Origin of the sequence: Gluconacetobacter sacchari, from assembly GCF_014174255.1 — a bacterium.
Lineage (GTDB): Bacteria > Pseudomonadota > Alphaproteobacteria > Acetobacterales > Acetobacteraceae > Gluconacetobacter > Gluconacetobacter sacchari.
Genome location: NZ_JABEQJ010000022.1, coordinates 1 through 23302, shown reverse-complemented (window position 1 = coordinate 23302; position 23302 = coordinate 1). Strand labels below are relative to the sequence as shown.

The window sequence follows — 23302 nt, the reverse complement described above, 5'->3', positions numbered from 1 at the left end:
TGATGTCATGACTCCGGAAATACTGTTGCAATATTGTTTGTCGGAACTTGACAGGGAACGGTTAATTCAAGTTCCTCGTCTTCAATGCAGGCAGTATAGCACTGCACAATACGCTTGCATCGTGGATGCGGCGTAGCACGCCGCAGCCGTAGGCCGCGCGTAGCGCGTCCACGACGGACATGGATATCCGCCCATCACCCCATCCGAATGCGATGGAAATCCGCGACTTCATATGCTGCGATTGCCTCCGCCGAGGTCGCGAACCCGAAGCCGACCGCCCACGGATGCCCTCCCTGCTCTTTCTGCTCGTCAATCACGCGAATGGTACCGTTCGCCGCGCGCTCAAGGCGGAAGGTCTGGAGCACCCGCATACGCACGTCCATATCGCCGGCGCTGCGTGTGAAATTGATGTCGTCGATCACTGGCCGATCCTCCCTCAATAGCCGAGCCAGTTGCGCGCGGCGGTCCAGGTAGCCGGGATACGGGTCGTTTCGATGCTGCCGCCGCCGCACGCCGAGTAGAGCATGCACCGGACTTCGATTTCGTCGTTCCCGACCGGGACAGCCGACAGGGTGCAATCGTGGCTGCGCAGAAAGGCAAGGAGCTTCGATACGGCAATGGAATGGCTGCACGTCATCAGGGATCTCGCTGACAGGCAAAAGGAAGAGGCACCGCGGCCGGCGTGCGATCCGGCCACGGGAGAGCGGTCCTAGAACGGAATCTCGTCCAGTTCATCGCGGCCGGCCGGTGCATTGGCACGAGTCTGCGTCATCCCGGGCCCGCTCCCGCCAACATGGCGGTCATCCGCGTCCCGGTTGCTGTCCAGCAGCACCAGGTCGCCCCGGAAGCGGTCCACGACCACTTCGGTGGTGTAGCGTTCCTGGCCCGACTGGTCGGTCCATTTACGGGTCTGGAGTGAGCCTTCGAGGTAGATTTTCCGCCCCTTGCGCAGGAAGCGTTCCGCGACATCGGCGATGCGCTCGTTATAGATGACGACCCGATGCCACTCTGTCTTCTCGCGGCGCTCGCCGGACGCCTTGTCGTTCCAGGTATCGCTGGTCGCCAGCGTCAGGGAGACGATCTTCGCACCACTCTGCGCGTGACGGATTTCGGGGTCCTTGCCCAGGTTGCCCACGAGGATCACTTTGTTGACGGAACCGGCCATTATCTACACTCCACAGCTACAGTATTTCCGAACCAGCTATTCTGGCCTTGCCGAGGGCCAATCCCTCTCGACAAGAAAAGAATAGTACAGGTTGCGCGGAAGCAGCAAGAAAAAACAGCAGAAAACAGCCAATATTGGCGATATTTATTTGCGTTTGTGCCACTTTTCTTGCTTGCGCTACTGAAAAAAACCGATTGCTTTACTAGACCACATCGCTGCCGGGGTGCGGGGCGGCGAGCGCCCGCGACGGTGACGAGAGCGCAGGGGATGGAGCGCTTTTCTGAGCCACATCCTGCCTTCGGCAAGACGACGGGCCGGGGGGTCTGTCAACAGGGGAGCGGCTTGAGCAAGCCGGTCGCCCCGCGGGCAGCGCGGGACCGCAGGGCCTGCGCTGAACGCGGGGTGGCCCAGGCGCGGCGAGGGTCGATCCCCTGTTGATAGACCGCACGGGCTGTTGTCACACTGTCGCTGGATGCGGTGCGTAATCCCCGGAGCGTGCCCCCCTGACGCGCCGCAGGCGTGTCAGGGGGGTCGAGGAGCCGTCACACTCCCCAAACACCCCATTACTCCCTTCCCCGACTGGCGGCAGGCAGGACCACGTTCAGAAGGGGCTCCTGCCAATCAGTCCGGGAAAGGGCAACCGGCGAACGTCTCCCATGCCGCAAGAACATGCGGGGGAAGATCCCCATGAAGCTGGAGGAGATCCGCGCGTCCGAGCGGGCGATAATCTCCAAACAAACCAAAGGTATCGACCCGTCCGAACAGGCGGGCTCTTCCCTCTCCGGGAGCAATGTCGAGGACGTCCGCTGTCTCGCCGGAGGCTGCCAGACGGAGGGCGGCGTACTGGTATGGCGGATTGTCGACCAGCATCCGCCAACCCGCGCTCCCGCAGGGCAGATCGCGGATTGCGTCAAAATGCCGGTGCAACGGAAAATGCGCGGCAGCCCGCTGGTTCACGTCGGTACGCTCGACCAGATTCAGGCAGGCCAGACATCCCTGCCCCTCGTGGTCACATCCGCCGTAGCAGATCATGGCTTCCTCCTGAAGAACGGCGCGATACAATTCCCTGCCGTCCTGCCACGCTCCGACCGCAGTCAGCATGAAGTTGCAGTATTCCGGCCTGTATTCGTATCGGATACAGGCCCCCGGCTCCCTTGCCGCGAGCTCTTCGGCGACATTCCATGCCGACTGATCGTACAGGCCGGCCAGATCAAACGTCATCACAGCCTGCCCATCCGCCGGCGGCGGCAACGTCAGCCAGTGGGCAACCGCCCGCAGGCACTCCGCAGGTCCGTCGATCCGGAACCCGTTGATGGCGCAGTTGCTCATGCTTCCGGTCCCTCGCATTCGACCGCGAACCAGTGCCGGTACCATTCGGCGTGCGGATCCGCCCGATTGAGCCGCTCCGCTTCCTGCTCGGCGAGATCCCGTGTCGGAAAAGCCGGGCTGAGTTCGCGCTCGGCCGTGCCGTCGACGACGATCCACCAGCCGGCCCGCTCACCATAGGCTTCCGGATCCGGTGCCAGGGGCCACGGTTCGGCCGCCAGCGGGGAAGTCGGCGCATCCGGGTCGGCGATCGCGTCGGCAGGTCCCGGTACTGCCTCTTCCACGATCGCAAGATACCGGGGGGCCCATGCGCCGTCATGGCCGTTTTGCCAGTCGTCCGGGTGGAGAACCCGGATCAACTCACACATCAGGCGCTCACGGACATCGGCGACCGTGTCGTCCGGTGCAACCGAAACCGACGCGACCGGCGCATGTTGCCGCCAGAGGACAGCTGGAACCGCCGAGAGACGGCCTCGAAACACGAGAGACAGGCGGTGGATGGGCATGGTGGTTTTCTCCTTCCTTACCCATCCACCCCGGCCGGGATCCGTGCGCCTGCTCAATGGCGGGCGCCTGCGCCCGGCCCGCAGGGCGGACCATTGAACTGGGGCGCGGATTCTGGCCGGCAACCCTTTCGTATTGCCTCTGGCTCCCTTTGCGGCTTCAGCCCGCTATCACGTCCGCTTTTCTCCCTGCGGATCTCGGCCGCATCTGTTGCCATTGTTTGCTGCACGAGAAGGAAGCACCCGATAAAGCACGGGGCGGCCACGCATCTCGTGAGCCACCACCATCGCGACATGTCCGGCGACAAGACATGCCAGGGCGCCGTCCGTCCAGAAATGGAGCGTTGCTGACGAGGAACGCACGCCATCGCCGACGACACGGCCGTATGCCGGAACAACATTCATCAGTTTCCAGCCGGCCGGCATCATCAGCAGTCCGGTGAGCAGGACGACGAAGATACAAACGTAAAGGGCCACCTGTCCCGCGACCATCATCTGCTGTTCGCGAAGCACAGAATCCCACTGATGAAAAGGCCGCGTCCGTAGATAAAGCACAGCGCGGGCTATGAATATCGGCACGAAGAAAGCGCCGAGCACGGGATTCACCGTGTCAATGACCAATCGCAGCGCCGATCCCCGGTCAAGACCCACAACGGCGAAGCCGGAGACCATGAGCCAAAGAATAATGGCCGCGCTCAGCCCGTGAAGAAGCCAGCGTATCGGCGGCAGGGGCAGAGCGGAGACGCGCTCCTTGCTCGGCACCCGCAATCAGGCGGTCCCCGCCACCGGCGTCATGAGCAGCGCCACATTCCGCTCGACGGCCGCGATCGCAGTATCCTGCAGGATCGGTTCATCCGGGTTGTTCTTGGTAAATCTGGCGGTTTTCCAGAGAGTGTTTTCGGTTACTATCCCGAGAAACAACCAGTTTTTATACATATACCATTCCACCGCCTTCAAGACGGACGGGTCCTCGGGGTCGGTACTGCTCGCCCGGAAAATCGCCCCGCCACGGATCACGAAACGGTCGTCGACATCGTCACCAATCGTCAGGACCCACCAGTGCGGGTTTTTCTCATACGAGCGCCGCCACACCCTTCGGTCATAATACTCCACGCCTTCCGGGCGGAAGCGCATGGTGGCGATCGATACGTAAGACATCTGTGCTGAGGCTCCGCCCGGACAGGAAGGGTCACGTCGGTCCGGCCCGCCTGACTCGGGCCACGGCACGACAGCCGAATTGTTATCGTGTGTTGTCGCGTGCATCCAATAATCTCTCGAACATGGCACCCGCGAGGCGCGCCAGGGCCGGCTCGAACTGTCGGCCGGACAGCCTGCGCAGATGGGCCTGCACCTCGGGCGTGCTCCATGCGCGTTTGTAGGCACGTGCGCTCAGCAGCGCGTCGATCACGTCGGCAATCCCGACCAGGCGCGCGGAGAGCGGAATCAGCCGGCCACGGAGACCCAGCGGGTATCCGGATCCGTCGAACCATTCATGATGGAGAAGCACGGCCTCCAATACCCGCGGATGGACGGTCTCGCCGGAGGCCTGGATCAGCCCCACGCCGAGTGCGGGATGCTGCTCGATCAGTCTGCGCTCGTTCGGCGTCAGACGAAAGCGCAGATCACGTAACGCCGGCGGCAGCACCAGTTTGCCCACGTCATGCAGCACTCCGGCATAACGCAGGATCGGCAGATCGATACCGTACCCGCCCGCAGCCGCCAGGCAGGCCGCCATGGCGCCAACCCGCGCACCGTGCCCGGGGTCGATCTCGTTGGAACGGCGAACCAGTGTGACCAGCGTATTGCCGGTGGTCATGCGCACGATCCGGCTCACATTCGAAGTGCCCGGCGATAGATGTCCATCAGCGTCTCCTGCTCTTCGACCTCGGCCGGCTCCTGGCGCCGGAGCCGGATGATCTGACGGATCACCTTGACGTCGAAGCCTGCGGATTTCGCCTCCGCGAAGATATCCTTGATGTCGCCGGAGAGCGCCTTGCGCTCCTCCTCGAGGCGCTCGACGCGCTCGATGATGCTGCGCAGCCTGTCGGCCGCGACGCCACCCGTGTTTGCGGATGCGCCGTCTTCAAAATTGATCGTGGACATGACGTGCGTTCTCTATCGACGTTTCGGGTTGGGGATGCATCCGGTGACCGTCGGCGAGAAGCTCCACCCAGCGGCCGACGCGCCAGTCCTGAACCGGACGATGCCTGTCCAGCCGCCGGAGCGTCGTGCGATGAATGCAGCTGCGTTCGGCGAATTGGCGTTCACTCCAGCCGATTGTCAAACATGCGAGGGTGAGCTCATAAGCGGTCGGCTGCGGTCTATTGCCGCCCGGCTGCACATGGACACTGAGGGGGCTCGCCAGCCGCCGGTGCAGGCGCTCGAGAGCGGCGATCCATTGCACGAAATCTGGGTCGGCGGGCGCGCCGGCGAGCCAGCGCGCAATGCGGTGACGATGCACGCGCGACCGACGCTCCGCCTGTGTCACGCTCCAGCCGATCGTCTCGAACGCTTGTCTGAGCGAGATGCCCTTGACCGCGAGACGACGCACCGGGCTATCGCCGGGCATCAGGGTCTTGCCCGTGTAATGCCGCCGGCGGAAACGGCGGGGGCTCAGGCTGAATTGCGGGTTCCCAGCTCCACCATCCCGCACGCCCATATCGGAGATCATACCAGGCCGTCTTCTCGGCCTGACGCGCCTGATAGGCCTCATCCGTGCGACCGAACACCTCCATGGGTGTCCGCCTGCCAGCCGCCCCGGTATCCTGCAGCACAAAGTCCGGCAGAACCGGCTCGGCATCCGGATCGTAGCGCAGCGGCTTGCTGAAGCGGCGGCCGGCGGCGACGAGGTCGTCTGCCACGCGCAACTCGAGCGCGCTCGCCACGGGCACCATTTGCAGGCTAGTTTCCATCAGGGCATAGTCCTGGACGTCCGCGATCACCCGGGTCGGGCCGGCCGGCGGCGCATAGACACGCATTGTTGCCGTCAGAATGACAAAGACGTTGGCACCTACAGAGGGGCGATCCGTTCCACCCAACACGCGCGCCGCGAGAGGATAACGGCCGGCCCAGTTCCCCAGGCGGCCGCGCTCAATGAACACACTCAGGCCGACATCCGACGTGCCGTCGAGGCTCATCCGCCAGCGGTCGGGCGCATGGGGAGTCGGCGCCGGCATGGGTAGCGCGCTGAGACGCCCGATCAGCAGTACACGGCTCCGGCCACTGTTCCGAACGGCGAGATCCTGAAGTGCCGTCGCACGGCAATCGGCCTTCCAGAGGACCACATCCGCTACTTGGGCCAGGGCAACGCCGTTGGTCTCGAGCCCCGCCATCGCCGTCAGCAGGCGTTGGCGGAGCACCCTGGGGAAGCGTGCTTTCGTCTGCGCCGGCGACCAGCCGGAAAGATGTGCCCGGTCCCAGATCGCCCACAACAATCCCAGCAACGTCAGACGATTCCGCTGGAGACCACCGCTTCCAAACCGACCTCTTTCGCGTTCCTGCTCGCGAGGGCCCTCAGCATCCGCGACACTCTTCGCCAGGCCAAACGGAATATCGACGGTCATCGACACCGTGCCGTCCTCGTGACTTCGGATCGCCGGCATACGGGCGGCGTCGCTCTGACCGATTTCGGACGTACCGTGGAAAGGGCAGCCGGGCCGATGGAGGGGGCCTTCCTGCTTCTGGCAGGCAAGATGGTAGACAGTCCGCCGCTGCCCCTCCACCTCGTCGGTACGCCCCTTGATCGACAACTGGAGCGGCCTGCCCTGGTCGTGACAGTCGCAATGAGGGCGCGGCAGCTTGCCGTGATGACGCGCGAGACACGCCTGGAAGACGGCCGGACGTGACAGCCGCCACGCATAGTCTACCCTCTCCGGCGGACCACCCATTGCAGACGGAAAGGTCAGCCATGTCTGGGGACGATTATTGATCATTTCCGCCATCCCCCGATCCCGTCCCAGGCCCGGTCCAAGACCGCCATGGCTGTGCCCTGCACGAACGCCGTGCTCGGCCCCTGAAGGCGCACTGTCAGGCGCTGCCCGGCGCGGCGCATGTCGCCCGGGGACGCGGTTCGGAACAACAGACCGTAAGCCCGGATCTCCGCCTCGCAGGACGCGATCAGATCCGCGTGCCTGGCGCGGAACGCCTGATAGGCCTCCAGACTGTCAATCGTCTCCGGATCGGGCTCGAGCTCGACCAGGCGTTGCAGCGCCGCAAGGGCACGCGTTTCTTCCTCGCCGACCCGGCGCCCTGGCCGTCTGGTCCGGCGGGGTGCATCGGACGAGGGCTGCCAGTGATCGCCTTCGACGTGTATGGCACGCACGATCGCGTCTGGATCCGGGCAATCCAGCGTAAGCTGCCGATCGGCGTCGTAAAGGCGTCCAAGCCAGCGATCGACCGGCAGGGGCAGCGGCCGACCAAGATGCAGGGCGTTCAGCCGAGACTGTGTGGCAATTCCTGCGCGGACCAGGAGAAAGCGCGGGGTCCATCCGAGGCGCCCGATCGTCAGCAGCAGGTCCTCGCCCGCGAAGCGGGGCTCCGCGCCATCATCAAAGGGTTCGTCGACCGGGCCCGGCAGCAACGCATGCAGCCGACGCATGGCCAGCAGCCATCGCACAATACGTGGGTCGTCGATCCCATGATCCCGGCAACGCCTGACATAATGATGCGGCTTGCCAGTCCGTTGGCAGAAAAACGAGGCGGTCCAGCCCAGACACTGCAATGCCTCCGTGAAGACGGGGGGCGCAATGAACGAGCCGGGCGGTGAAGGCGCGCCCACGCCGGGCGCGATGCGGGTCTGTGTCATGACCCTGAGTGCAACACCGAGTGGTGAGAGTTCCGAACCGGGTGGCGAAAAAAAGTGTCAGCGCCGGGCGACGTGGCGCAACCATCCCTGAGATCGGGCGTGAACCGGAATGTCGTCGATGAAGGGCGACGGACCCGATGGCTTGCTGCCGCGCTCCGCACACCAGGTGATCGTCGCCCGACGCATCGCACGCGTTACGGCAACATAGGCGAGACGCCGTTCCTCCTCGAAGTTCGTGCGCTCCGCCGGCAACGGAAACAGGGTCTCGTCCCACCCGGGAAGAAAAACGCGGGGGAATTCGAGCCCCTTGGAGGCGTGCAGCGTCATCAGGCGCACCCGCCCGTCCAGCGCCTCTCCCGGGGCGGCCGCGCCGAGCGCGGCGTGATCGAACAGGGCATGGGGCGTATCAAAGCCGGCGGCGATTTCCTCCAGTTCCGCCAGATTCTCAAGCCGCTCGCGCCCCTCGTCCTCCAGGCGCTGCAACATCGCACGATAACCGGTGCTGTCGGCGAGCCGGGCGATCTTGCCGGCGACGGTTTCCGTGTGCATGCCGACGTCGCGGATCATGGCGGTGAAGGCACGAAGCGTGATCGCCACCGCTCCCTCCCCTGGCATCTGGTCAGCTGCGGCACAGAGGGACAGATCGCGGGCATCCGCGAGGGTCTCGACCTGTGCGAGAGACCGTTCGCCGACACCGCGTGCCGGCACATTGACCACCCGACGGAACGCCTCGTCCGACTGGCGGTCATCCGGGGACACGACAAGACGGAGAAAGGCGAGCATGTCCTTGACGATCGCCCGTTCCCAGAAGCCGGTATCACCGACGATCACGTAGGGGATCCGCGCCCGCAGCAGCGCATCCTCGATCCCGCGGCTGAGGTAATTGTAGCGGTAAAGCACGGCAATATCGTGGTAATTCACGCCTTCCGCCGCCAACCGGCCGATCTCGCGGGCGATGGTACGGGATTCGTCCGCACCGTGTTTGCACGAAACGATCTCGATCGGGTCGCCAGGCCCCGCCTCGGTATAGAGGGTCTTCTTCAGGCGCTTGGCATCGAGCGAGATAATGCCGTTCGCGCCGTCCAGGATGTGGCCGGTCGACCGGAAATTGCGCTCCAGCGCCACCATCTGGCCGTCCGGGAAGGCCTTCAGGAAGTCGCGGAAATACTGCAGCTGCGCCCCCCGCCATGAATAGATCGACTGATCGTCGTCGCCGACCGCGAAGAGCTGACGGTGATCGCGGGACAGAAGATGGATCCACCGATACTGGGTCAGGTTCACATCCTGGAATTCGTCGACCAGGATCGCGTCGAAACGCCGTGCCCATTCCAGGCGGTAGGATTCATCGCGCATCATCGTGCGGGTCGGATACATCAGCAGATCGCCGAAATCCGCCGCATTCGCAGCCTGAAGCTCAGCCTGGTAAAGCGGATAGATTCGAGCGGCGTCCGCCATCAGCGGTTCCGCCGCGGCTCCGAAATAGCGCCGTGCTTCCTCAGGCAGCACCATGTCTTCCTTGAAGCGGCCGATATGCGCCAGGATGCCCCGGATGCGTTTGCGCAGGCGGTCGGGATCTGTATCCGCCTCTTCCGCCAGGCCGCCCTGGGCAATCTCCCGCTTGACCAGCCGACGGACAATGCGCGTGCAATCATCACCGGTCATGATCGCGAAACCGGGACGCAGGTCGGCTATACCGGGGTCTTGCCTGATCTGGCGTGAGCCGTGGGCATGGAACGTCCCGACCCAACTCGGAGTCCGCATCGGACCGAGCGCCGCGGAAAGGCGCTCGCTCATTTCCCGCGCCGCCTTGTTGGTGAAGGTCACGGCCAGCAGCCGGTGCGGATTGACGCCGCGGCGCACGATGCGGTCCACGGCACTGGCTACCAACGTCTTCGTCTTTCCCGTGCCGGCGCCTGCGAGAACGGCGATAGGACCGATGGCGCGCGCGGCCGCGTCCTGAGCAGGCGTCAACCCGGCCAGCGGGTCAGCCATCGATACCGATCTCGGTACCGAACAATATCTCGACCGAATCCGCCTGCGCCGCGTCGAGCCAGACCACCCGACCGTCACCGCAGACCAGTTTCAGCACCGCATCGAAATCCCATCCCCTGTCGAGGTCATACGGTCCGTCGACAATCAGTCCCCGGTAGACGTCACGACGGAACCGCAACTCCGCGAAATCCGTCGGGACTGGCATCAACCCGCAATCCGTCGCCAGAACGGCCCATCGGGCGACGAGTTCAGGATCCTGTGCCCAGCAAACGCTGCTCCGCGAGACTTCCGCCATCAGAGAGACAGGTTCCGGGCGCTCCGCCGGATCGTAATCACCGCTGAAGATCGTGGGGCGAGCGATCCGCTCCACAGCCGGGTCGACGTCAACCAGATCCGATGCGCCTGTCCTGCTGTCGAGAAGCAATTGAAACGGACGGTCAAACCGCCACTTCCCGTCGGCATGCTCTCCGGTCACGAGCAAGCCAACCTGGGATCCGGGACGGTCGGGCAGCCCGATGATCGCCCACGGTAGCTTCGTGCCCAGCAGGGGCGTCTTCCAGAAGACATGCTGTGTCTCCGGATGCTGCCGAAAGGCGGCCTTCAGGCGCTCGAGCTGGTCCCCCGGGGACTCAAACATCGCGTCAAGCTCTTCTTCGGTCACTTCGATGGGACGTTTCATTGTCTATTCTCGCAAAATATCCTGTGTGAGCAACTATAGCTCAGGCCGCCTGGGCGGCGGTCTCCGCCCAATATTCGCGCATCAGCCTCTGTAGAACCGCATTCCAGTCCTTCTCGCCCCCCGGCGGGGCGAACCTCTCGTAGGCAACGCCATATTCGGCAGCGAGCGCCTCCAGCATCGCGGCGTAATTCTCACCCGCCCGATCGTTATCCGTGCCGGCGACCAGCATGGCGTGGGGGATACCGCGCATCTCCTCCAGCCAGGAGCGCAGCGCAGTCTCTGTTTCAGGGCCAAAGCCGCCCGAGGTGGATGCGTAAGCGGTCCGCTCTCCGTCATGCTCGTCCAGCGCCGAGCAGGATAGGGCATCGATCGCCGACTCACAGACAACGAGGCGGGTCACCGGCCTGGTGCCGCGAAGCCGGAAGCGGAAGAGTGTCTTGACCGTCCCGGTCAATGAGCAACGCGTATCGGGTCCCCGCAGCTCCACGCCACAAATGGTGCCATCTTTCTCTCGATGGCAGAACCAGGCGGCATGGAAGCCGTCCCGGATGCAGTCCGTCCTGATCGCCTGGTCGAGGAGCCAATCGGGCAGGCAGCGCTCCAGCGCGAGGTAGTTCCAGACCTTGCTGCCGCGGCGTAGCGGCCGACGTCCTACCCAGCGCTGAGCCGGTGACTCCGCGGGCGTGACGCGCTTTTGCTCGCGCACGAAGACCGCACCCTCAGGCTCGATGCCGATCAACGCACCCAGTTCGAGGCAGCATTCCCGCCACCTCAGTTCTGGGCGCAGATGGCGGAGCAGGTCGAAGACCGTTCCCTTTCCGTCTGGATCGGATCCGGAACATCCCGTGTCCCACCATCCCTTTCCCTGGTGGGTCACGATAATGGGATAGCCTTTGCCGGGGCGATACTTCAGACAGTTCGCGGAGCTCTCCGCCTTGTCCAGCATGTATCCGTTGCGCTCCAGGACGGTTGCGCACGACACACCGCTCATGATCTGTTCGCGGTCCTGCTGGGAGAGTTCGAAACGGGCCATTGCCATTCCTCTCGATCCGATGACGGCAGACGAATACGTCCGCCCCTGAATTCCATAGAAAACATAAACGAATATTAGAACAATATCAAGATAAAATCTGTGATTTATGAGATATTTAACCCGGAACCTGAATATTTTCCACCCCGGACAAACAACAAAGTCTCAACGTATATGTAAACGGAACTCCAGATTCTCTCCGCTTCCTGAGCAGGCAGTCTCTCACGGCACAATACGCTTCCAGACAGAGAGCGAGCGCAGCGCGGGAGCGCCGTAGGCCGCCGAAGGCGTCTCTGTGAGCCGCCAGGCCGCCCCGTTCGCGCACGGGCCATCGAGGTTCATCGCTCCGAATTTTCTGGTACCCGGAATCGCGACATGATAGGTCCTGGGCCAAACAGTCCGGAGACCAGAGGAGCATGACCCGTAAACGCCGCCCGGCTGCCTCCCAGATTGATCTGTTTCCCGTCAGCGCCCATTTCCGCAAGATCCGGCCCGAGAAGAACGAATGGCGCTTCTATTCCCTGTCGATTCAGCCGGATCTGTTCGGCGGCGCCGTCCTGGTCCGCCAATGGGGACGGATCGGCACACGAGGCACGCAACGCCTGGACCTTCACCCCGATGAAGGCACGGCGGTGAATGCGCTGGCCGACCAGGTCGTCATCCGTCGGCGCCGCGGCTATACGGCAGCCTGATCAGGCGAACGGGTCGTCCACCGGATGGGCCTTCTCCCCGGCCGGCAGACGATCTGGCAGGGATGTCTCCTGTTCCAGACGGGCGACCAGCGCGTCGACGATCGCCTTCAGCGCTTTCGCGTCCTTCAGCCCGGCCTGATCCTTGCCGATGGACAGGCGTCCATAGAGCGCAACGCGCTCTTCTCCATTCTCGATCGTCAGGCCGTCGACCGACAGGCTCTCACCATGATCGGCAAAAGGTGTGAAGCTCACTGGCCGCCCTCCAATGTCCGCGCCAATCCGTGCAGCGCCGTTGTTCCCGCCCTCTCCGCGTCGCGAAGCATGCCGGATCTCTCCGCACCCTCCCAGCCCGTCCGCCTCGCTCGCGAGCGCGGAGCATAGGGGCTGGCCTCGGGCTGTGGAAGATCCGGAGCCTGCGCCTTCAAGGTGTCCGAAAGACCCGGGAAGGGATCGATCCCGACCTCCTGTATCAACGTTGCTACGCTGACGGTCGTGCAGGTCGGAGCATTGTTGTTCTTGCACACATAAACCCCGGCTTTCTCGGCCACGGGATCATAGACGGCCTTCCAGGTCGAACTCGGCACCAGCACATCGTCGCTGCCGATCGCCTGCTTCTGGCCACGGAATGCCGGTCCGGTCACGACGTAGACAACGCCGTCCCGCTCCGCCATTTCACGCACCGCCATCTCGACGCCGGTCCAGATCCCTTCATTCAGTGCGGGAGCCTGGGGGACGACGTTCGCGAGGGAGAACGTCTGCTCCTGCGCCCGCGCGTCAGGCGCATCCCCCGAGGGGGAGAGGTGGCCCTTGTCGTAACCAGAGCCGCGGTAATCCGCCAACGTCGCCTGATCGCCTGCGGGAACACGAGCGTCGACGTGGAAATATCGTGTTACCCGGCCGGTCCGCTCGGCCCCCTCAATGTCCTCCTCGGCCAACCGCTCTGCAGACCAAAGCGGCTCATGAGCGAGCCCCGAGACAAGCGATGCGTAATTCCGGTTGCAGAGCAGGGTGGTCCGTGCGGCGAGCCTGGAATTGACGAGCCGGGGAAGCTGGTTGTCGAAGCCGAAGCCGTCGCAGGGAGCAGCGCGGGCACATGTCACCGCGCACATGAGCGCCACGCCGGCACCGGCGAACAGCGTTGCTTGCAACATATTGTTATCCTTTACTTTGTCGCGCGTGGTGGTGTTGTATGTCCTTCATGCACGATCCGACCGAAGCCGGCCCCTCCAACAGCGCCCTGCTCCGCTTTCCGGTTGAGCGTCGGACGACGCCCACTCCAGAGCTGATTCGTAACCTCTTGCCCGAATACGGCACGGTGTACAACCTGCTCGCCCGCCATCACCTGGGCGATCCGCCCGAGCCTGCGCTCGTGGAGGCGCAAGGCCGTCGCACCGGCATGAAAATGCTGGGCGACATCACGCTCCCTGCGGATCCGCAAGCCGCGCGTGAGGACGTCACCCGCTGGTTTCAACCGCTCGTCGAACGCATGGTCCGCCGCTTCAGCGAGCTGCGCGACCTGACATGGGAAGCCGAACGCCAGACAAGAGACGAGATCTGGAATGAGGCGTATCAGGCCCGGGTGGCAAGCACCACCATGATCGCCTGGCGCACGGGGACCCGGTTGCTTGCCGCCTGGTCGGTGCTGGACGAGGCCCTGATCGCGCATGCCGACCCATCAATGGGCCGCATCGAGCAGCAGGCGACGGGCTGAGCGATGGAACGCATGGGCCTCGCGCCGCCACGCGGCGCGGGCCGCGGCGCTGATGGCGGCTTCGGCCGCCTCGTCCACCAGCAACGCCGCTTCAGCGAATGAACGGCGTGCGGCGCCGATTCGAATGCCGGCAGTCGTCGCACGATGGAGAACGGGCGCTGTGAGCACGGGATCGAGCCCCGTAGAAAACTGGCACATGGCAATTCTTCCTTTTCCGGATGCGACCACGTCAGCGGTCCTGCCACCGTGTCCGGCGACACGGCGGCACGGGCTTCAGTCGACGCACGGCGCGAAGGGAATTTCGTCATCGAGCCCGGCACCGGCGCTGGCGCCACCGAACGCGCTATCGCGGGCCGGTGCGCTACGCGAGGGCCGGTCGTCGAGCCCGTAGCGGCTTTCGTCACTGTGGCTCCCGGCACTGTCCAGCAGCACAAGGTCGCCCCGAAAGCGATCGACCACGATTTCGGTCGTGTAGCGCTCCTGGCCGGACTGATCCGTCCATTTCCGGGTCTGAAGAGATCCTTCCAGATAGATCTTGCGTCCCTTGCGCAGGAAACGCTCCGCAACGTCGGCAATCCGCTCGCTGAAGATCACGACACGATGCCACTCGGTCTTCTCGCGGCGCTCGCCGGATGCCTTGTCGGTCCAGCTTTCGCTGGTCGCCAGAGTCAGGCTGACGATCTTCGCGCCATTCTGCGCGTTCCGGACCTCGGGATCCTTGCCCAGGTTGCCGACCAGGACCACCTTGTTCACGCTTCCGGCCATCTCTGATTTCCTTCTCGTTTCTCTTCCCGGACGGGGCGGTAGCCGCGTCTCCCTCGGGTGCGGTCGACAGGGACCGGGCGGAAAGCGAGTGTTGATCCCTGAAGGCGTCAGTGGTGCGGAAGCGGCGTGCCGCTTCACGGTGACGCCGGAACCGCAGGCGGCCGCAGGCCCGGGGATTAACGGGAGTGCCGCCCGGTCCAGACCGCAGCAACCCGAGGGCGACGCGGCTACCGCTACTGCCTTCCCCACCCCTCCCTTCTCTTTCGTGACTCTCTCTTCTCAATCGCGATCTTTTCTTCTGCCCCAGTACATTTTTGTCTGTACATTGCGAATCGGCGCCAATAGAATCACGACAGTTTCGACTCACGCTGAGGTCATCATCATGGCGATACTTTCGGTCGACGGGGCCTACATTACGCTCGAAGCGCCGTTCCACCCCGAACTCTCCCCCCAGGCTCGCCGATATCGCGGACGATTCGTCGGCAAGGGCAAATGGCGGTTCGAAGCTAAATGGGAATCCGACTTGCGCGCCATGTGCCATATGCTCTTCGGCGTGGACGGCCGGCCGGAGACGGTAGCAGATCAGGTCGACCTCACAGTCGCGGTCGAAGAAAACGGCCGCTCTCCGCTGTTTCGACGCTTCCACGACGATATCTATCTCGGCGGGCGCCAGGTCGCGGGCGTATTGAAGGGCCGCTTGATCCCCCGACCAGGGAAGGGCATTCGGTTCGTACGGGGTGAGCCTCTCCTCGAGCACAAGGGTCTCCAGTGGTGGCTGTGGATTCCGACCGGCTCCGAGTTCATCATCCGCGGCGTACCGCGAATGGCGGTACCCTTCATGGAGTCCAAGCTGGACGGGCACGGCCGCCTGCTGACCGCACAAGCGGCATAATCCGACACCCCGCCTATCTGTTCTCGGGCCGGGTGCATTGCGCCTAGATGAGCGACAATTGCGAAGCCGGTCCAGGCCTCGCTGCGGCAGCATGCAGGTTTCCGTGCTGCGGTTGGTCATATTTCACCAGCAGACGGGCCAGTTGCTCCCGCTCGGCGCGTGCCGTCTCCTGCCTCTCTTGGGCGCGGTACGCCGCAATCAGCCCGGATTCGACGATGCGAGCCCGGATCTCCCGCTCAACATCCGACCAGACTGCCGTCGGCTGCCCCCAGCACGGATAACCCGCGATCTGATCGAGGAACGCGACCCGGCCTACGGTGCTGGCGAAATGAACATGCCAGAATCCATGAATGTCGTGATGCGCGATGAAGCCGAACATGTTCGACAGGCGCTCATAGAGCGGCTTCGTCCAACCCGACCTCGGCATGCCCCTCGCGATGAAGGCCAGGATCGCATCGCCCATCCGCGCCTTCTCGTCGGCACTGTGCCTGCGCGTCGCGGTAAAGCCCCCGGCGGCCAGCGCCGGACGCCGAAGGGCCGGAAACTGAACGCCGACCGTCATGCCGCGATCCTCCCCGCGCACCGGGCCCCGGCCGCACGGCGATAGGCGCCATGGAAGCGGTACACGTCGGGCAGGTCGGGATAGGGCGCGGCGATCGCGTCGTCCCCTCCCTCGTGCAGAAGCCAACGCAAGGCGACGGTCACACGCTTGCCATGCGCCAGAGAGCGGATAACCACGGTGTCGGAGCGGCGGGAGAGGTAGCGGTCCTCCCAGCGCCCGGTGCGCCGGTTGTAGGCACAGGCCATGCACTGGCCATTCAGAAACGCCTCCACGATCCAGGATGCGTAACGCTCCCTGGGCGCCGGCAGGCGGAAGATTGTGCCGACCGCAACGCAACCGACGCGCAGCGGGTTATCGCCCCCCTGGAAGGGGGAGGCGTAATATTGGCGGATCATGGCGTTTCTCCAGCGCTTCGGCGCGGTTCAGAACAGGGAAAGTTGCAGCAGCGGGCGCTCGGCGGGCACTGGCTGGGTGGGCACACCTGGCGTCGCCACGGGGGCGACCGGGGCTGAAGCCTCAGGCGCAGCAGCAGCACTTGCGGCCAGCTTGCGCGACTACCCGCCGAGAATATGGGCCGGCGTGAACCAGTATTCGCGGGTCTCCAGCGTCAGCGAATTGCCAACGATCACGGTCGCCGGGATATGCAGCAGCGAGAACTGGACGAACGCCATGTGCGCTGCGCGGGGATCCACGTCGATCGCGGTGACGTGCATGTATAGTTCCATGCCCTCGCTGCGCAGTGACAGGGAGGCGGAGGATTTCGTTGCGACAGCCGATCTGACCCAGTATGACCTGTCTGGATTCAAGCCCATGCGCTTTGAGATCGAACCCAAACCTGACGTTGCACAGCCTTGGTAGAGCGTGTTTCCGACTGGAGGGCAGTGGGCAAACCGCGATTTTCTGGCAACCGTACTGCTTGTTTTGTCTGTTCGTGGCACATGCGGTTGGTACGGTGACGCATCACCCCAGGCGGCAGTCCCTTAGCAGGTCAGACGGTATGCACGATCCTTTCCATGACGAAGAGGCTCCGGGAAAAAAGCCTGGGGGACCGCCTGATACGTCCGCGTTCGAAGGTACGGGTTGTCAACGGGCGTTCGCAATCGGCGAGATGCCCGTCGAGATCGCGGCCTTGCTCGAACAGGGCCTTGGGGATTTTCTGAAAGGCGGCTGAATGGGCGGCCCATACCGTCCAACCTGCTTCAACCTTCTCTCCGTTGGCGTCCTTGCCGTAAAGGGTGCCACAGGCGCTGTGATGTTGAAGGATGAGCAGTCAATGACTACAATGCAGTCATTGACTGCTGGAGGTTTCCGTGGCCGTCATGACCATCCGCAACATCGACGACAGTCTCAGGAAGCGGCTTCGCCTGCGGGCAGCCCAGCATGGCCGTTCCATGGAAGAGGAAGCACGCGACATCCTGCGCGCGGCTCTTTCCACCGAGGCTTCCTTGTCCGTGGATGCAGGACAAACGATTCATCAGCGCTTCGCCAGGCTGGGCGGCGTGGATCTGCCTGTTGTGGCTCGTGAGGCGATCCGGGACGTGGATTTCGGGGGGTGATCGTTCTCGATACCAACGTCCTCTCCGAGTTGATGAGGTCCGAGCCCGACCAGGGCGTGCTGGCCTGGATGTCCAGCCAGCCCCTGACGGCCCTGTTCACTACCACCATTACCCAGGCGGAGGTATGGACTGGCGCTGCTGCCGGAAGGGCGGCGGCGTAACATGCTGGTTGCGGCCGCGCGCGCCATGTTCGAAGAGGATTTTTCCGGCCGCATCCTCTCGTTCGACGGCGAGGCGGCCCAGGCTTATGCTGATATCGCGTCCCGACGCCGGCAGGACGGGGAGCCCATCAGTCAGTTCGATGCCCAGATCGCCGCCGCGACCCGCTCGCGAGGGGCTGCATTGGCGACACGAAACACACGCGATTTCGTCCGGTGCGGAATTGCTCTCGTGAACCCTTGGGGCGACGCATAGAACGCCTTCAGGCCGATTTCGGCCGCCGGCCGCGCCGGCGTTCCGGCAGGTGGGTGATGGTCGGTCCACCTGGGGCGCTTTCGGCCGACACCGGAGGGTCAACCTCGGCCTGGTCTGTGGTGGCCGAGATCCTGCACCCCAGGCCGATGGAGCGGGCGAGTTCGGCGCGATGGGCGGCATAGTTGGGGGCGTTACATAAAACTGGCCGATCGCACGTCACCGAGAAAGCGACATGGAAAATTTCACAAACCGGCAATATCGGTGTATAGGTGTTTATCTACCGATATGGAGGTAAGCCATGTCCACCACCCGCTGGAATATCGCGGTTTCATCTGAAGTGGATCAGTCCGTTCGCATGTTTCTCGCCGCCAATGGGGGAGGGCGCAAAGGCGATCTGTCCCGTTTCATCGAGGATGCCGTGCGGTCCTACCTGCTGGAACAGGCTGTAGACCAGGCTAAAGCGGCGACCCAGGATATGAGCGAGGCTGAACTGGCCGACCTGGTGAATGAAGCCGTGCAGTGGGCACGCGGGCACTGATGCGGGTTGTTCTGGATACCAATATCCTTATTTCCGCTCTGATATACCCTCGTGGCGCTCCTGATGCGATCTATCGTGCCTGGCGGGCGCACCGGTTCGATCTGGTCACGTCCATGGCCCAGCTTGAAGAACTCAGGCGCGTCAGTCGCTATCCCAAACTCCGACCGATTCTGCCGCCTCACCGGGTCGGGGCGATGATCAACAACATGCGCAAAGTATCCGTGGCCGAGCAACTCCCTGCCTTGCCGGCTGACGTGACCATCAACGATCCCGATGATGCCTTTCTCCTGACAATGGTGCTGGCGTTCGATGCCGACTACCTCGTGACGGGCGATCATCGTGCCGGTCTGCTGGAGAAGGGCCGTTTCCAGAGAGCGCGCATCGTTACACCCGCAGATTTTTGTTCCATCGCCCTTGGTTGAGTGTTTTCAGGCCGATTTCGGCCGCCTTCCGGGGGGCGTACATAAAACGGGCACAGATATACGCTAAGGATTATCGGTGGCTGTGATGGCTTACCGGAGAGGGCGGAGCTTCCCTTCTGGGATGCCGGCGTCGGTCCAGAGGTAATCCCCGGTCAGGTTGATATGCTGCCCCCCCCCTAGCCGAGAGCGATGCGGGAGCAGAGTATGCCCATCCCGGATAAGGGGGCAGCCGATTTTAAGTGAAGGAGAACGAGCGATGTAGGTACGCTCGGAAATCAGTCCGTGCGTCATGGAGAGGAAAGCTCCCATGTCTCGCACCTATCATCGCAGCCGCAAATACGGCCGTAATCATCGCTTGGCCAATCGCGCGGATCGCTGTGGGTATGGAGGATCACGGGATGCCTCGGAATCCCCCAACTGGTACAGCCATCTGCATGACATTCGCCCTGGCCGGCATCAGGACCGGCGTATCGCGCGCCTGATCGTCAAAGGTCAGCTCGATCCTGTCGAGGCCGTGTTTCCTTATACCGGCACCCGGCGACCCCATGAATATTACTGGTAACAACCAGGCGGGAATGATCGCTCATTCCCGCCTTCTCTATTCTGCGCCCTAGTGACGCGCATTTCAGACGATAACAGATAACAAAAATAACGAACTGAATAACAAATTACTTGTATGTTATCTGATATCTGTTATGATGTGCTCGTTATCCGGGAGGGAAGCGTTATGAGCGAAACCCTAATCTCTGCTGAAACTGTGGCCCAGGCGGCCGAATCCCTTGTCGGGCGGGGCGAAAAGCCCAGTGTGCGCAAGGTGCGTGACGAGCTGGGGGGCGGCAGTCCGAACACGATCCTGCCCCTGCTCAATTCATGGAAAGACAGCCTGCGCGGGCGGCCGGTTGATCCCCCGAAGGAAGAACCCCGGAGCGAAGCCAGCGATCTCGTTTCTGCCGAGATGGACAGTGCGGCCGAGCGGATGAAGCAGGGCTTTCTGGCGATGCTGGCCGGCTTTGTCGATGCGGAGCGCCAGAAGGCGCAATCCGCCCAGCAGGCGATCCAGGCGGCGGCCGACCAGAAAGTGGCGCTGGCCCGTGAGGCGGCGGATCAGCAAATCGCCGATATCCAGACGCAGGCGGTTGCGGAGCTGGCCGACGCCAGGGGGGAGGCCATGGAACTGGCTGAAGCTCTGGCTGCCGCCACGGCCGAGGCTGAGGGGCTGACGCACCGGCTGGACGCCTTGCAGCGGGAGGTGGACCGGCTGACGGCTGAATTGACCGCTGAACGCCATGCGCATCAGGCGGCGCGGGCCACGGCCGAGCGGCAGACCGGGGAGATCGATGCCCTGCGGCAGGCGGTGGCAGAGGCCCAGGCCCGCGCGCAGGCGGCGGAGAAAGCCCAGGATATCGCAGAACGTCGGGCCAGCACGGCTGCCACGGCGCTGGAGAAGGCGGAAAAGTCCCGTGAGGCGGCGGAAGCGCGTGCGGAATCCCGCGCGCAGGCGGCGGAGGCCCGTGCCATCCGCGCGGAGGAGCGGGCTGACGCCGGCTTCGCCGCCGCGCTCAAGGAACTTGCCGCTACCGTGACAACCGAGCGGGAAGGTAAAAAATCCTGACAGCCGGCCGCCTGTAAGGGAGATTAACGTCCATGGCGCGTTTGTGGGTGCGGTCGGATCTGCATCTGGAAACGGCGCTCTTTCCGGATGCCTATGACCCGCCCCGGCCGGGGGGAACCGGAGTGTCTCGCGCGTCAGAAAGAGATAGCGATCAATATAGCATTATTGCTATAAACTGCTTATGCAGAGTGATCATCATGTTTCATGTCTATGAACTGGACCGTCGAGACGCTTGGGCCAATCGTCGATGCCGAGATCGCGGCTCTTCCTGCGGATATGCAGGCCGCGTTCCTGCGTGTCGCAGAGCGGATTGAAGCCGTTGGTCTGGAGCGGGTGGGTGCGCCTCATATCAAGCACCTCCAGGACAAACTCTGGGAGATGCGATTCAACGGTCGTGATGGCATCGCTCGTGCCCTTTATGTGACCGCGATCGGACGACGGGTCATCGTGGTCCATACCTTCGTGGAAAAGACTCAGAAAACCCCCAGGGCTGCTCTGAAACTGGCGGAGCAGCGTGCCAAGGAGATTTCATCATGACCAGTCTCGCCGCCCTTAAGAGCAAGCTTCTGACCGATCCAGCGGTCAAAGCCGAGTATGATCGCCTTGGTCCCATCTTTTCGGTGGTAAGCGAGATGGTCGAGGCGCGTCAGACGGCAGGGCTGACCCAGGCCGAAATCGCCCGGCGCATGGGAACCACTCAATCGGTTGTGGGCCGGCTCGAAAGCGGTCGGCACATGCCGAGCTTCGACATGGTTTCACGCTATGCCGCAGCCCTGGACCGGCGGATCGATATCCATCTGGTACCTCGTCATAGCGCGGACGTTGCTCTTGCAGGCAGTCCTATCTGATCATTGATGCCTGATTGTGTCGTGGCCGTCTGAGACAGAAGGGAAAGCCAAGTCCGGTTGGAAACCATTGCATTCTACGGTGTTGCAAAACCATACCCGTGTAACTACAATTCTGTAACTACGGGGGCGGATTGTGACCATATGGATATGGGATCCTGAAAAGGATGAGAAAAACAGGGAGAAGCATAAACTGCCTCTGGAAGCCGGCAGGTTTGTTCTCGACGACGATCCGCTCGCATTGTCTGTGCCTGATCCCCATCCAGATGGGAACAGGTGGCGAACCATAGGAAAAGTGCAGGGCATCACAATTCTCTTCGTCGTTCATACAGAACCCGTGGAAGATGAGGAGGATGGCGAAGAATACGGTCGTATTATCAGCGTAAGAAAGGCAACTGCCCATGAGCGCGAAGCATATGAAAACGGACCCTGAACTGCTTCAGGCGTTACGGGCTGTGGAGGCCATGCCTGACGATCAGATTGTGACGGATGATGAAGCCCCAGAAATTCGTGACTGGTCACAGGCGGAACGGGCGCGCTTCTATCGACCCCGTAAAGTGCAGAAAACAGTGCGGTTTGACGCTGATGTCGTGGCTTTCTTCGAGAAGGACGGGCCTGGCTATCAGACTCGTATGAATGATGCACTGCGTGAAATTATGAATCGCGCCTTACGTAAGGCGCCCACGAAAACAGACGCGGGATCTGCACGGCCTTCACGGCGCGGGAAGACGGTACACGCATAAGAGTGGCTCTGGCCTTTCTTTGCCCACTTTCCTGCACGAGAAGGAGTTTGGCGCATCATGAGCAGCAAAAATTGCTCGATGATTCCCCGGGCCTCCTCGCCATCGCCGATAAGAACTCCCGCCATGAGGCGGCACACCTCGAATGGCGTGAAGAACTGGCCCCGATGCGCATTGTGCAGTTCCAGCATCCCGAAGACGGCGCCGAGAATGTCGGTCGGGCTTTCCTCCATCGAGAGGGCAACCTCCGCGAGGACGTTGGGCCAGGTCTCGATCGTCTGCCGGTCATAGCGGCCGACGATCTTCAGATACCGGGCTTCCCGCTCGTCGCGCTGCTTCAGGTCGACGGCGTTCGCCATGGAAATCGCCATTGCCTCCATACAGTCGGAGAACGTCGTGTAGAGGTCGTGCCAATACCGGGCTGCCTCCAGCAGCTTCGCGATCCTCCTGATCCGTGCGGACATCGGCTCAAACCTGCCGCTTGTGCCGCCGCGCGTCGCGCAGCGCGATCCGCCAGGCCGCAAACCATTGCACGAGGTCGCCGCCGTCGATCGGCTCATCGGCGTCGAAGGCCTCGGCCTGGTAGGCAAGCGCCTCGTCGACCAGCGCATCCACTGTCCCGGTGCAGGAATTGGGAGACGCCGTGATGGCGCCCCCCGATCCGTCGTGGGCTTCGGCGTGTCCGCTCATCGGGCCGCGACCTGAACCGGGTGCCGGTGATCGAGATCTGACGGAATCCCGGCGAGAAAGGCCGGCGCGGCGACGATCAGCCATGCGGTCAATGCGATCGCAATGCCGCCACCGATCAGCGCAATGGCTTCGAACGTATCGGTCAGACGTGTCGGGGTTTTGCGATGGTCTGCCATGAGGGCGCTCCTGCGGCTCGGATGGAAAGGCATCGGGAGCCGAAGACAGGGCAGACAGCGCTGACCCCTCTTTCTTCGTAATCATCCGGCGAGAGACGCGGGCGTATTCAGGCGGCGATGGTATTGTGGACCTGCTGGTGGGCTTTCCAGTGCCAGGGCAGGAGTTCATGGAGGCGTGGATTGGGGAT

Annotated in this window: 39 protein-coding genes and 1 pseudogene; 15 read left to right on the top strand and 25 right to left on the bottom strand. The window is 63.1% G+C overall.

What is annotated here, in order from left to right; translation table 11 throughout:
- Window positions 1-194 precede the first annotated feature (194 nt).
- The 15 genes from HLH48_RS15505 to HLH48_RS15435 form a co-directional block, all read right to left on the bottom strand.
- Window positions 195-422 carry a hypothetical protein gene (locus HLH48_RS15505; protein ID WP_182998396.1) on the bottom strand — a complete coding sequence of 76 codons (228 nt, stop codon included), beginning with the start codon at window positions 420-422 and terminating at the stop codon, window positions 195-197.
- Window positions 423-436: 14 nt separating this feature from the next.
- Window positions 437-637, bottom strand: a complete 201-nt coding sequence (locus HLH48_RS15500) for a hypothetical protein (protein ID WP_182998395.1) — start codon at window positions 635-637, stop codon at window positions 437-439.
- Between the two features lie 72 nt (window positions 638-709).
- Entirely contained in the window at window positions 710-1165 is a 456-nt protein-coding gene (gene ssb / locus HLH48_RS15495; RefSeq protein ID WP_182998394.1) for a single-stranded DNA-binding protein, read from the bottom strand.
- Between the two features lie 621 nt (window positions 1166-1786).
- Window positions 1787-2494 carry a hypothetical protein gene (locus tag HLH48_RS15490; protein ID WP_182998393.1) on the bottom strand — a complete coding sequence of 236 codons (708 nt, stop codon included), beginning with the start codon at window positions 2492-2494 and terminating at the stop codon, window positions 1787-1789.
- Window positions 2491-2997, bottom strand: coding sequence for a hypothetical protein (locus HLH48_RS15485; protein WP_182998392.1), 507 nt, complete (start codon window positions 2995-2997; stop codon window positions 2491-2493). The genes HLH48_RS15490 and HLH48_RS15485 overlap by 4 nt, the downstream gene beginning before the upstream one ends.
- 168 nt (window positions 2998-3165) lie before the next feature.
- A complete protein-coding gene (locus tag HLH48_RS15480) occupies window positions 3166-3756 on the bottom strand; it encodes a cytochrome b/b6 domain-containing protein (protein ID WP_264812347.1) in 591 nt (196 codons plus the stop codon).
- A 6-nt stretch (window positions 3757-3762) separates the two neighbouring features.
- Entirely contained in the window at window positions 3763-4128 is a 366-nt protein-coding gene (locus HLH48_RS15475; protein WP_182998390.1) for a hypothetical protein, read from the bottom strand.
- A gap of 106 nt (window positions 4129-4234) precedes the next feature.
- Window positions 4235-4810 carry an HD-GYP domain-containing protein gene (locus HLH48_RS15470; RefSeq protein ID WP_182998389.1) on the bottom strand — a complete coding sequence of 192 codons (576 nt, stop codon included), beginning with the start codon at window positions 4808-4810 and terminating at the stop codon, window positions 4235-4237.
- Window positions 4811-4824: 14 nt separating this feature from the next.
- Window positions 4825-5097 carry a DUF2312 domain-containing protein gene (locus HLH48_RS15465; protein WP_182998388.1) on the bottom strand — a complete coding sequence of 91 codons (273 nt, stop codon included), beginning with the start codon at window positions 5095-5097 and terminating at the stop codon, window positions 4825-4827.
- Window positions 5078-5563, bottom strand: a complete 486-nt coding sequence (locus tag HLH48_RS15460; protein WP_182998387.1) for a transcriptional regulator — start codon at window positions 5561-5563, stop codon at window positions 5078-5080. Before HLH48_RS15460 ends, HLH48_RS15465 begins: the two co-directional genes overlap by 20 nt.
- Window positions 5550-6935, bottom strand: coding sequence for a DUF1173 family protein (locus HLH48_RS15455; RefSeq protein WP_182998386.1), 1386 nt, complete (start codon window positions 6933-6935; stop codon window positions 5550-5552). Before HLH48_RS15455 ends, HLH48_RS15460 begins: the two co-directional genes overlap by 14 nt.
- Window positions 6923-7609: a hypothetical protein gene (locus tag HLH48_RS15450; RefSeq protein ID WP_182998385.1), complete on the bottom strand. Its 687-nt coding sequence runs from the start codon at window positions 7607-7609 to the stop codon at window positions 6923-6925. Before HLH48_RS15450 ends, HLH48_RS15455 begins: the two co-directional genes overlap by 13 nt.
- 246 nt (window positions 7610-7855) lie before the next feature.
- A complete protein-coding gene (locus HLH48_RS15445) occupies window positions 7856-9790 on the bottom strand; it encodes an ATP-dependent helicase (protein ID WP_182998384.1) in 1935 nt (644 codons plus the stop codon).
- A complete protein-coding gene (locus HLH48_RS15440) occupies window positions 9783-10469 on the bottom strand; it encodes a hypothetical protein (protein WP_182998383.1) in 687 nt (228 codons plus the stop codon). Before HLH48_RS15440 ends, HLH48_RS15445 begins: the two co-directional genes overlap by 8 nt.
- Before the next feature lie 40 nt (window positions 10470-10509).
- Window positions 10510-11502, bottom strand: a complete 993-nt coding sequence (locus HLH48_RS15435; protein ID WP_182998382.1) for a DUF3991 and TOPRIM domain-containing protein — start codon at window positions 11500-11502, stop codon at window positions 10510-10512.
- Between the two features lie 413 nt (window positions 11503-11915).
- Here HLH48_RS15435 and HLH48_RS15430 point away from each other — a divergent pair, with 413 nt between their 5' ends.
- Window positions 11916-12191 carry a WGR domain-containing protein gene (locus HLH48_RS15430; protein ID WP_182998381.1) on the top strand — a complete coding sequence of 92 codons (276 nt, stop codon included), beginning with the start codon at window positions 11916-11918 and terminating at the stop codon, window positions 12189-12191.
- Here HLH48_RS15430 and HLH48_RS15425 read toward each other — a convergent pair whose 3' ends face one another.
- Both HLH48_RS15425 and HLH48_RS15420 read right to left on the bottom strand, forming a co-directional pair.
- On the bottom strand, window positions 12192-12443 hold the full coding sequence (locus tag HLH48_RS15425; protein WP_182998380.1) for a hypothetical protein: 252 nt from the start codon (window positions 12441-12443) through the stop codon (window positions 12192-12194).
- Window positions 12440-13342 (bottom strand): DNA/RNA non-specific endonuclease, encoded by a 903-nt coding sequence (locus tag HLH48_RS15420; protein WP_182998379.1) that lies wholly within the window; start codon window positions 13340-13342, stop codon window positions 12440-12442. Before HLH48_RS15420 ends, HLH48_RS15425 begins: the two co-directional genes overlap by 4 nt.
- Window positions 13343-13380: 38 nt before the next feature.
- Between HLH48_RS15420 and HLH48_RS15415 the strand changes: the two genes are divergently transcribed.
- On the top strand, window positions 13381-13902 hold the full coding sequence (locus tag HLH48_RS15415; RefSeq protein ID WP_182998378.1) for a hypothetical protein: 522 nt from the start codon (window positions 13381-13383) through the stop codon (window positions 13900-13902).
- Here the strand turns inward: HLH48_RS15415 and HLH48_RS15410 are convergent.
- Both HLH48_RS15410 and ssb (HLH48_RS15405) read right to left on the bottom strand, forming a co-directional pair.
- Window positions 13867-14100 carry a hypothetical protein gene (locus HLH48_RS15410; protein WP_182998377.1) on the bottom strand — a complete coding sequence of 78 codons (234 nt, stop codon included), beginning with the start codon at window positions 14098-14100 and terminating at the stop codon, window positions 13867-13869. The genes HLH48_RS15415 and HLH48_RS15410 overlap by 36 nt on opposite strands.
- Window positions 14101-14175: 75 nt before the next feature.
- Window positions 14176-14667: a single-stranded DNA-binding protein gene (ssb, locus tag HLH48_RS15405; RefSeq protein WP_182998376.1), complete on the bottom strand. Its 492-nt coding sequence runs from the start codon at window positions 14665-14667 to the stop codon at window positions 14176-14178.
- Window positions 14668-14758: 91 nt separating this feature from the next.
- Between ssb (HLH48_RS15405) and HLH48_RS15400 the strand changes: the two genes are divergently transcribed.
- On the top strand, window positions 14759-15559 hold the full coding sequence (locus HLH48_RS15400; protein ID WP_182998375.1) for a hypothetical protein: 801 nt from the start codon (window positions 14759-14761) through the stop codon (window positions 15557-15559).
- 43 nt (window positions 15560-15602) lie between these two features.
- Here HLH48_RS15400 and HLH48_RS15395 read toward each other — a convergent pair whose 3' ends face one another.
- The 3 genes from HLH48_RS15395 to HLH48_RS15385 all read right to left on the bottom strand — a co-directional run bounded on the left by HLH48_RS15395 (window position 15603) and on the right by HLH48_RS15385 (window position 16834).
- On the bottom strand, window positions 15603-16121 hold the full coding sequence (locus HLH48_RS15395; protein ID WP_182998374.1) for a hypothetical protein: 519 nt from the start codon (window positions 16119-16121) through the stop codon (window positions 15603-15605).
- Window positions 16118-16516: a hypothetical protein gene (locus tag HLH48_RS15390; protein WP_182973656.1), complete on the bottom strand. Its 399-nt coding sequence runs from the start codon at window positions 16514-16516 to the stop codon at window positions 16118-16120. The genes HLH48_RS15395 and HLH48_RS15390 overlap by 4 nt, the downstream gene beginning before the upstream one ends.
- A 159-nt stretch (window positions 16517-16675) precedes the next feature.
- Complete coding sequence (locus tag HLH48_RS15385) at window positions 16676-16834, bottom strand: hypothetical protein (protein ID WP_220795150.1); 159 nt, start codon at window positions 16832-16834, stop codon at window positions 16676-16678.
- Here HLH48_RS15385 and HLH48_RS15380 point away from each other — a divergent pair.
- The 12 genes and pseudogenes from HLH48_RS15380 to HLH48_RS23285 all read left to right on the top strand — a co-directional run.
- Complete coding sequence (locus HLH48_RS15380) at window positions 16791-16979, top strand: CopG family antitoxin (RefSeq protein ID WP_343065429.1); 189 nt, start codon at window positions 16791-16793, stop codon at window positions 16977-16979. The genes HLH48_RS15385 and HLH48_RS15380 overlap by 44 nt on opposite strands.
- A 461-nt stretch (window positions 16980-17440) precedes the next feature.
- The gene (locus tag HLH48_RS15375; RefSeq protein ID WP_220795153.1) at window positions 17441-17677 is read left to right on the top strand and encodes a FitA-like ribbon-helix-helix domain-containing protein; all 237 of its coding nucleotides are present in this window, start codon (window positions 17441-17443) and stop codon (window positions 17675-17677) included.
- On the top strand, window positions 17674-17838 hold the full coding sequence (locus tag HLH48_RS23290) for a PIN domain-containing protein (RefSeq protein WP_264812342.1): 165 nt from the start codon (window positions 17674-17676) through the stop codon (window positions 17836-17838). Before HLH48_RS15375 ends, HLH48_RS23290 begins: the two co-directional genes overlap by 4 nt.
- Window position 17839: 1 nt before the next feature.
- The gene (locus HLH48_RS15370; protein WP_246387386.1) at window positions 17840-18091 is read left to right on the top strand and encodes a PIN domain-containing protein; all 252 of its coding nucleotides are present in this window, start codon (window positions 17840-17842) and stop codon (window positions 18089-18091) included.
- 298 nt (window positions 18092-18389) lie between these two features.
- Window positions 18390-18629: a ribbon-helix-helix domain-containing protein gene (locus tag HLH48_RS15365; protein ID WP_182998371.1), complete on the top strand. Its 240-nt coding sequence runs from the start codon at window positions 18390-18392 to the stop codon at window positions 18627-18629.
- Entirely contained in the window at window positions 18611-19051 is a 441-nt protein-coding gene (locus tag HLH48_RS15360) for a putative toxin-antitoxin system toxin component, PIN family (RefSeq protein ID WP_456305413.1), read from the top strand. The genes HLH48_RS15365 and HLH48_RS15360 overlap by 19 nt, the downstream gene beginning before the upstream one ends.
- A gap of 307 nt (window positions 19052-19358) precedes the next feature.
- Window positions 19359-19613, top strand: a complete 255-nt coding sequence (locus HLH48_RS15355) for a hypothetical protein (RefSeq protein WP_182998370.1) — start codon at window positions 19359-19361, stop codon at window positions 19611-19613.
- Window positions 19614-19727: 114 nt separating this feature from the next.
- Window positions 19728-20663 carry a DNA-binding protein gene (locus HLH48_RS15350; protein WP_246387385.1) on the top strand — a complete coding sequence of 312 codons (936 nt, stop codon included), beginning with the start codon at window positions 19728-19730 and terminating at the stop codon, window positions 20661-20663.
- Window positions 20664-20873: 210 nt separating this feature from the next.
- On the top strand, window positions 20874-21200 hold the full coding sequence (locus HLH48_RS15345) for a type II toxin-antitoxin system RelE/ParE family toxin (RefSeq protein WP_182998369.1): 327 nt from the start codon (window positions 20874-20876) through the stop codon (window positions 21198-21200).
- Window positions 21197-21511: a helix-turn-helix domain-containing protein gene (locus tag HLH48_RS15340; protein ID WP_182998368.1), complete on the top strand. Its 315-nt coding sequence runs from the start codon at window positions 21197-21199 to the stop codon at window positions 21509-21511. Before HLH48_RS15345 ends, HLH48_RS15340 begins: the two co-directional genes overlap by 4 nt.
- Window positions 21512-21644: 133 nt before the next feature.
- Window positions 21645-21941 carry a BrnT family toxin gene (locus HLH48_RS15335; protein WP_182998367.1) on the top strand — a complete coding sequence of 99 codons (297 nt, stop codon included), beginning with the start codon at window positions 21645-21647 and terminating at the stop codon, window positions 21939-21941.
- Window positions 21910-22107, top strand: a pseudogene (locus tag HLH48_RS23285) (BrnA antitoxin family protein); the annotation flags it as partial. The gene HLH48_RS15335 and the pseudogene HLH48_RS23285, both read left to right, overlap by 32 nt.
- 23 nt (window positions 22108-22130) lie before the next feature.
- On the opposite strand, the gene HLH48_RS23280 reads toward HLH48_RS23285, so the two are convergent.
- Genes HLH48_RS23280 through HLH48_RS15320 form a run of 3 tightly spaced genes read right to left on the bottom strand, consistent with a single transcriptional unit; the run spans window position 22131 to window position 23114 of the window.
- Complete coding sequence (locus HLH48_RS23280; RefSeq protein ID WP_246387384.1) at window positions 22131-22712, bottom strand: hypothetical protein; 582 nt, start codon at window positions 22710-22712, stop codon at window positions 22131-22133.
- Between the two features lie 4 nt (window positions 22713-22716).
- Window positions 22717-22938 (bottom strand): hypothetical protein, encoded by a 222-nt coding sequence (locus HLH48_RS15325; RefSeq protein WP_182998365.1) that lies wholly within the window; start codon window positions 22936-22938, stop codon window positions 22717-22719.
- Window positions 22935-23114 carry a hypothetical protein gene (locus HLH48_RS15320; protein WP_182998364.1) on the bottom strand — a complete coding sequence of 60 codons (180 nt, stop codon included), beginning with the start codon at window positions 23112-23114 and terminating at the stop codon, window positions 22935-22937. Before HLH48_RS15320 ends, HLH48_RS15325 begins: the two co-directional genes overlap by 4 nt.
- Between the last annotated feature and the right edge of the window lie 188 nt (window positions 23115-23302).

Bases quoted from the DNA above. Each gene is read 5' to 3' on its own strand.
- HLH48_RS15500 (WP_182998395.1), bottom strand. From the start codon at position 637: ATGACGTGCAGCCATTCCATTGCCGTATCGAAGCTCCTTGCCTTTCTG.
- ssb (WP_182998394.1), bottom strand. From the start codon at position 1,165: ATGGCCGGTTCCGTCAACAAAGTGATCCTCGTGGGCAACCTGGGCAAG.
- HLH48_RS15490 (WP_182998393.1), bottom strand. From the start codon at position 2,494: ATGAGCAACTGCGCCATCAACGGGTTCCGGATCGACGGACCTGCGGAG.
- HLH48_RS15485 (WP_182998392.1), bottom strand. From the start codon at position 2,997: ATGCCCATCCACCGCCTGTCTCTCGTGTTTCGAGGCCGTCTCTCGGCG.
- HLH48_RS15475 (WP_182998390.1), bottom strand. From the start codon at position 4,128: ATGCGCTTCCGCCCGGAAGGCGTGGAGTATTATGACCGAAGGGTGTGG.
- HLH48_RS15470 (WP_182998389.1), bottom strand. From the start codon at position 4,810: ATGACCACCGGCAATACGCTGGTCACACTGGTTCGCCGTTCCAACGAG.
- HLH48_RS15465 (WP_182998388.1), bottom strand. From the start codon at position 5,097: ATGTCCACGATCAATTTTGAAGACGGCGCATCCGCAAACACGGGTGGC.
- HLH48_RS15460 (WP_182998387.1), bottom strand. From the start codon at position 5,563: ATGCCCGGCGATAGCCCGGTGCGTCGTCTCGCGGTCAAGGGCATCTCG.
- HLH48_RS15455 (WP_182998386.1), bottom strand. From the start codon at position 6,935: ATGGCGGAAATGATCAATAATCGTCCCCAGACATGGCTGACCTTTCCG.
- HLH48_RS15445 (WP_182998384.1), bottom strand. From the start codon at position 9,790: ATGGCTGACCCGCTGGCCGGGTTGACGCCTGCTCAGGACGCGGCCGCG.
- HLH48_RS15440 (WP_182998383.1), bottom strand. From the start codon at position 10,469: ATGAAACGTCCCATCGAAGTGACCGAAGAAGAGCTTGACGCGATGTTT.
- HLH48_RS15435 (WP_182998382.1), bottom strand. From the start codon at position 11,502: ATGGCCCGTTTCGAACTCTCCCAGCAGGACCGCGAACAGATCATGAGC.
- HLH48_RS15430 (WP_182998381.1), top strand. From the start codon at position 11,916: ATGACCCGTAAACGCCGCCCGGCTGCCTCCCAGATTGATCTGTTTCCC.
- HLH48_RS15420 (WP_182998379.1), bottom strand. From the start codon at position 13,342: ATGTTGCAAGCAACGCTGTTCGCCGGTGCCGGCGTGGCGCTCATGTGC.
- HLH48_RS15415 (WP_182998378.1), top strand. From the start codon at position 13,381: ATGTCCTTCATGCACGATCCGACCGAAGCCGGCCCCTCCAACAGCGCC.
- HLH48_RS15410 (WP_182998377.1), bottom strand. From the start codon at position 14,100: ATGTGCCAGTTTTCTACGGGGCTCGATCCCGTGCTCACAGCGCCCGTT.
- ssb (WP_182998376.1), bottom strand. From the start codon at position 14,667: ATGGCCGGAAGCGTGAACAAGGTGGTCCTGGTCGGCAACCTGGGCAAG.
- HLH48_RS15395 (WP_182998374.1), bottom strand. From the start codon at position 16,121: ATGACGGTCGGCGTTCAGTTTCCGGCCCTTCGGCGTCCGGCGCTGGCC.
- HLH48_RS15390 (WP_182973656.1), bottom strand. From the start codon at position 16,516: ATGATCCGCCAATATTACGCCTCCCCCTTCCAGGGGGGCGATAACCCG.
- HLH48_RS15380 (WP_343065429.1), top strand. From the start codon at position 16,791: ATGTGCGCTGCGCGGGGATCCACGTCGATCGCGGTGACGTGCATGTAT.
- HLH48_RS15385 (WP_220795150.1), bottom strand. From the start codon at position 16,834: ATGCACGTCACCGCGATCGACGTGGATCCCCGCGCAGCGCACATGGCG.
- HLH48_RS15375 (WP_220795153.1), top strand. From the start codon at position 17,441: ATGACCATCCGCAACATCGACGACAGTCTCAGGAAGCGGCTTCGCCTG.
- HLH48_RS15370 (WP_246387386.1), top strand. From the start codon at position 17,840: ATGCTGGTTGCGGCCGCGCGCGCCATGTTCGAAGAGGATTTTTCCGGC.
- HLH48_RS15365 (WP_182998371.1), top strand. From the start codon at position 18,390: ATGTCCACCACCCGCTGGAATATCGCGGTTTCATCTGAAGTGGATCAG.
- HLH48_RS15355 (WP_182998370.1), top strand. From the start codon at position 19,359: ATGTCTCGCACCTATCATCGCAGCCGCAAATACGGCCGTAATCATCGC.
- HLH48_RS15350 (WP_246387385.1), top strand. From the start codon at position 19,728: ATGTTATCTGATATCTGTTATGATGTGCTCGTTATCCGGGAGGGAAGC.
- HLH48_RS15345 (WP_182998369.1), top strand. From the start codon at position 20,874: ATGAACTGGACCGTCGAGACGCTTGGGCCAATCGTCGATGCCGAGATC.
- HLH48_RS15340 (WP_182998368.1), top strand. From the start codon at position 21,197: ATGACCAGTCTCGCCGCCCTTAAGAGCAAGCTTCTGACCGATCCAGCG.
- HLH48_RS23280 (WP_246387384.1), bottom strand. From the start codon at position 22,712: ATGTCCGCACGGATCAGGAGGATCGCGAAGCTGCTGGAGGCAGCCCGG.
- HLH48_RS15325 (WP_182998365.1), bottom strand. From the start codon at position 22,938: ATGAGCGGACACGCCGAAGCCCACGACGGATCGGGGGGCGCCATCACG.
- HLH48_RS15320 (WP_182998364.1), bottom strand. From the start codon at position 23,114: ATGGCAGACCATCGCAAAACCCCGACACGTCTGACCGATACGTTCGAA.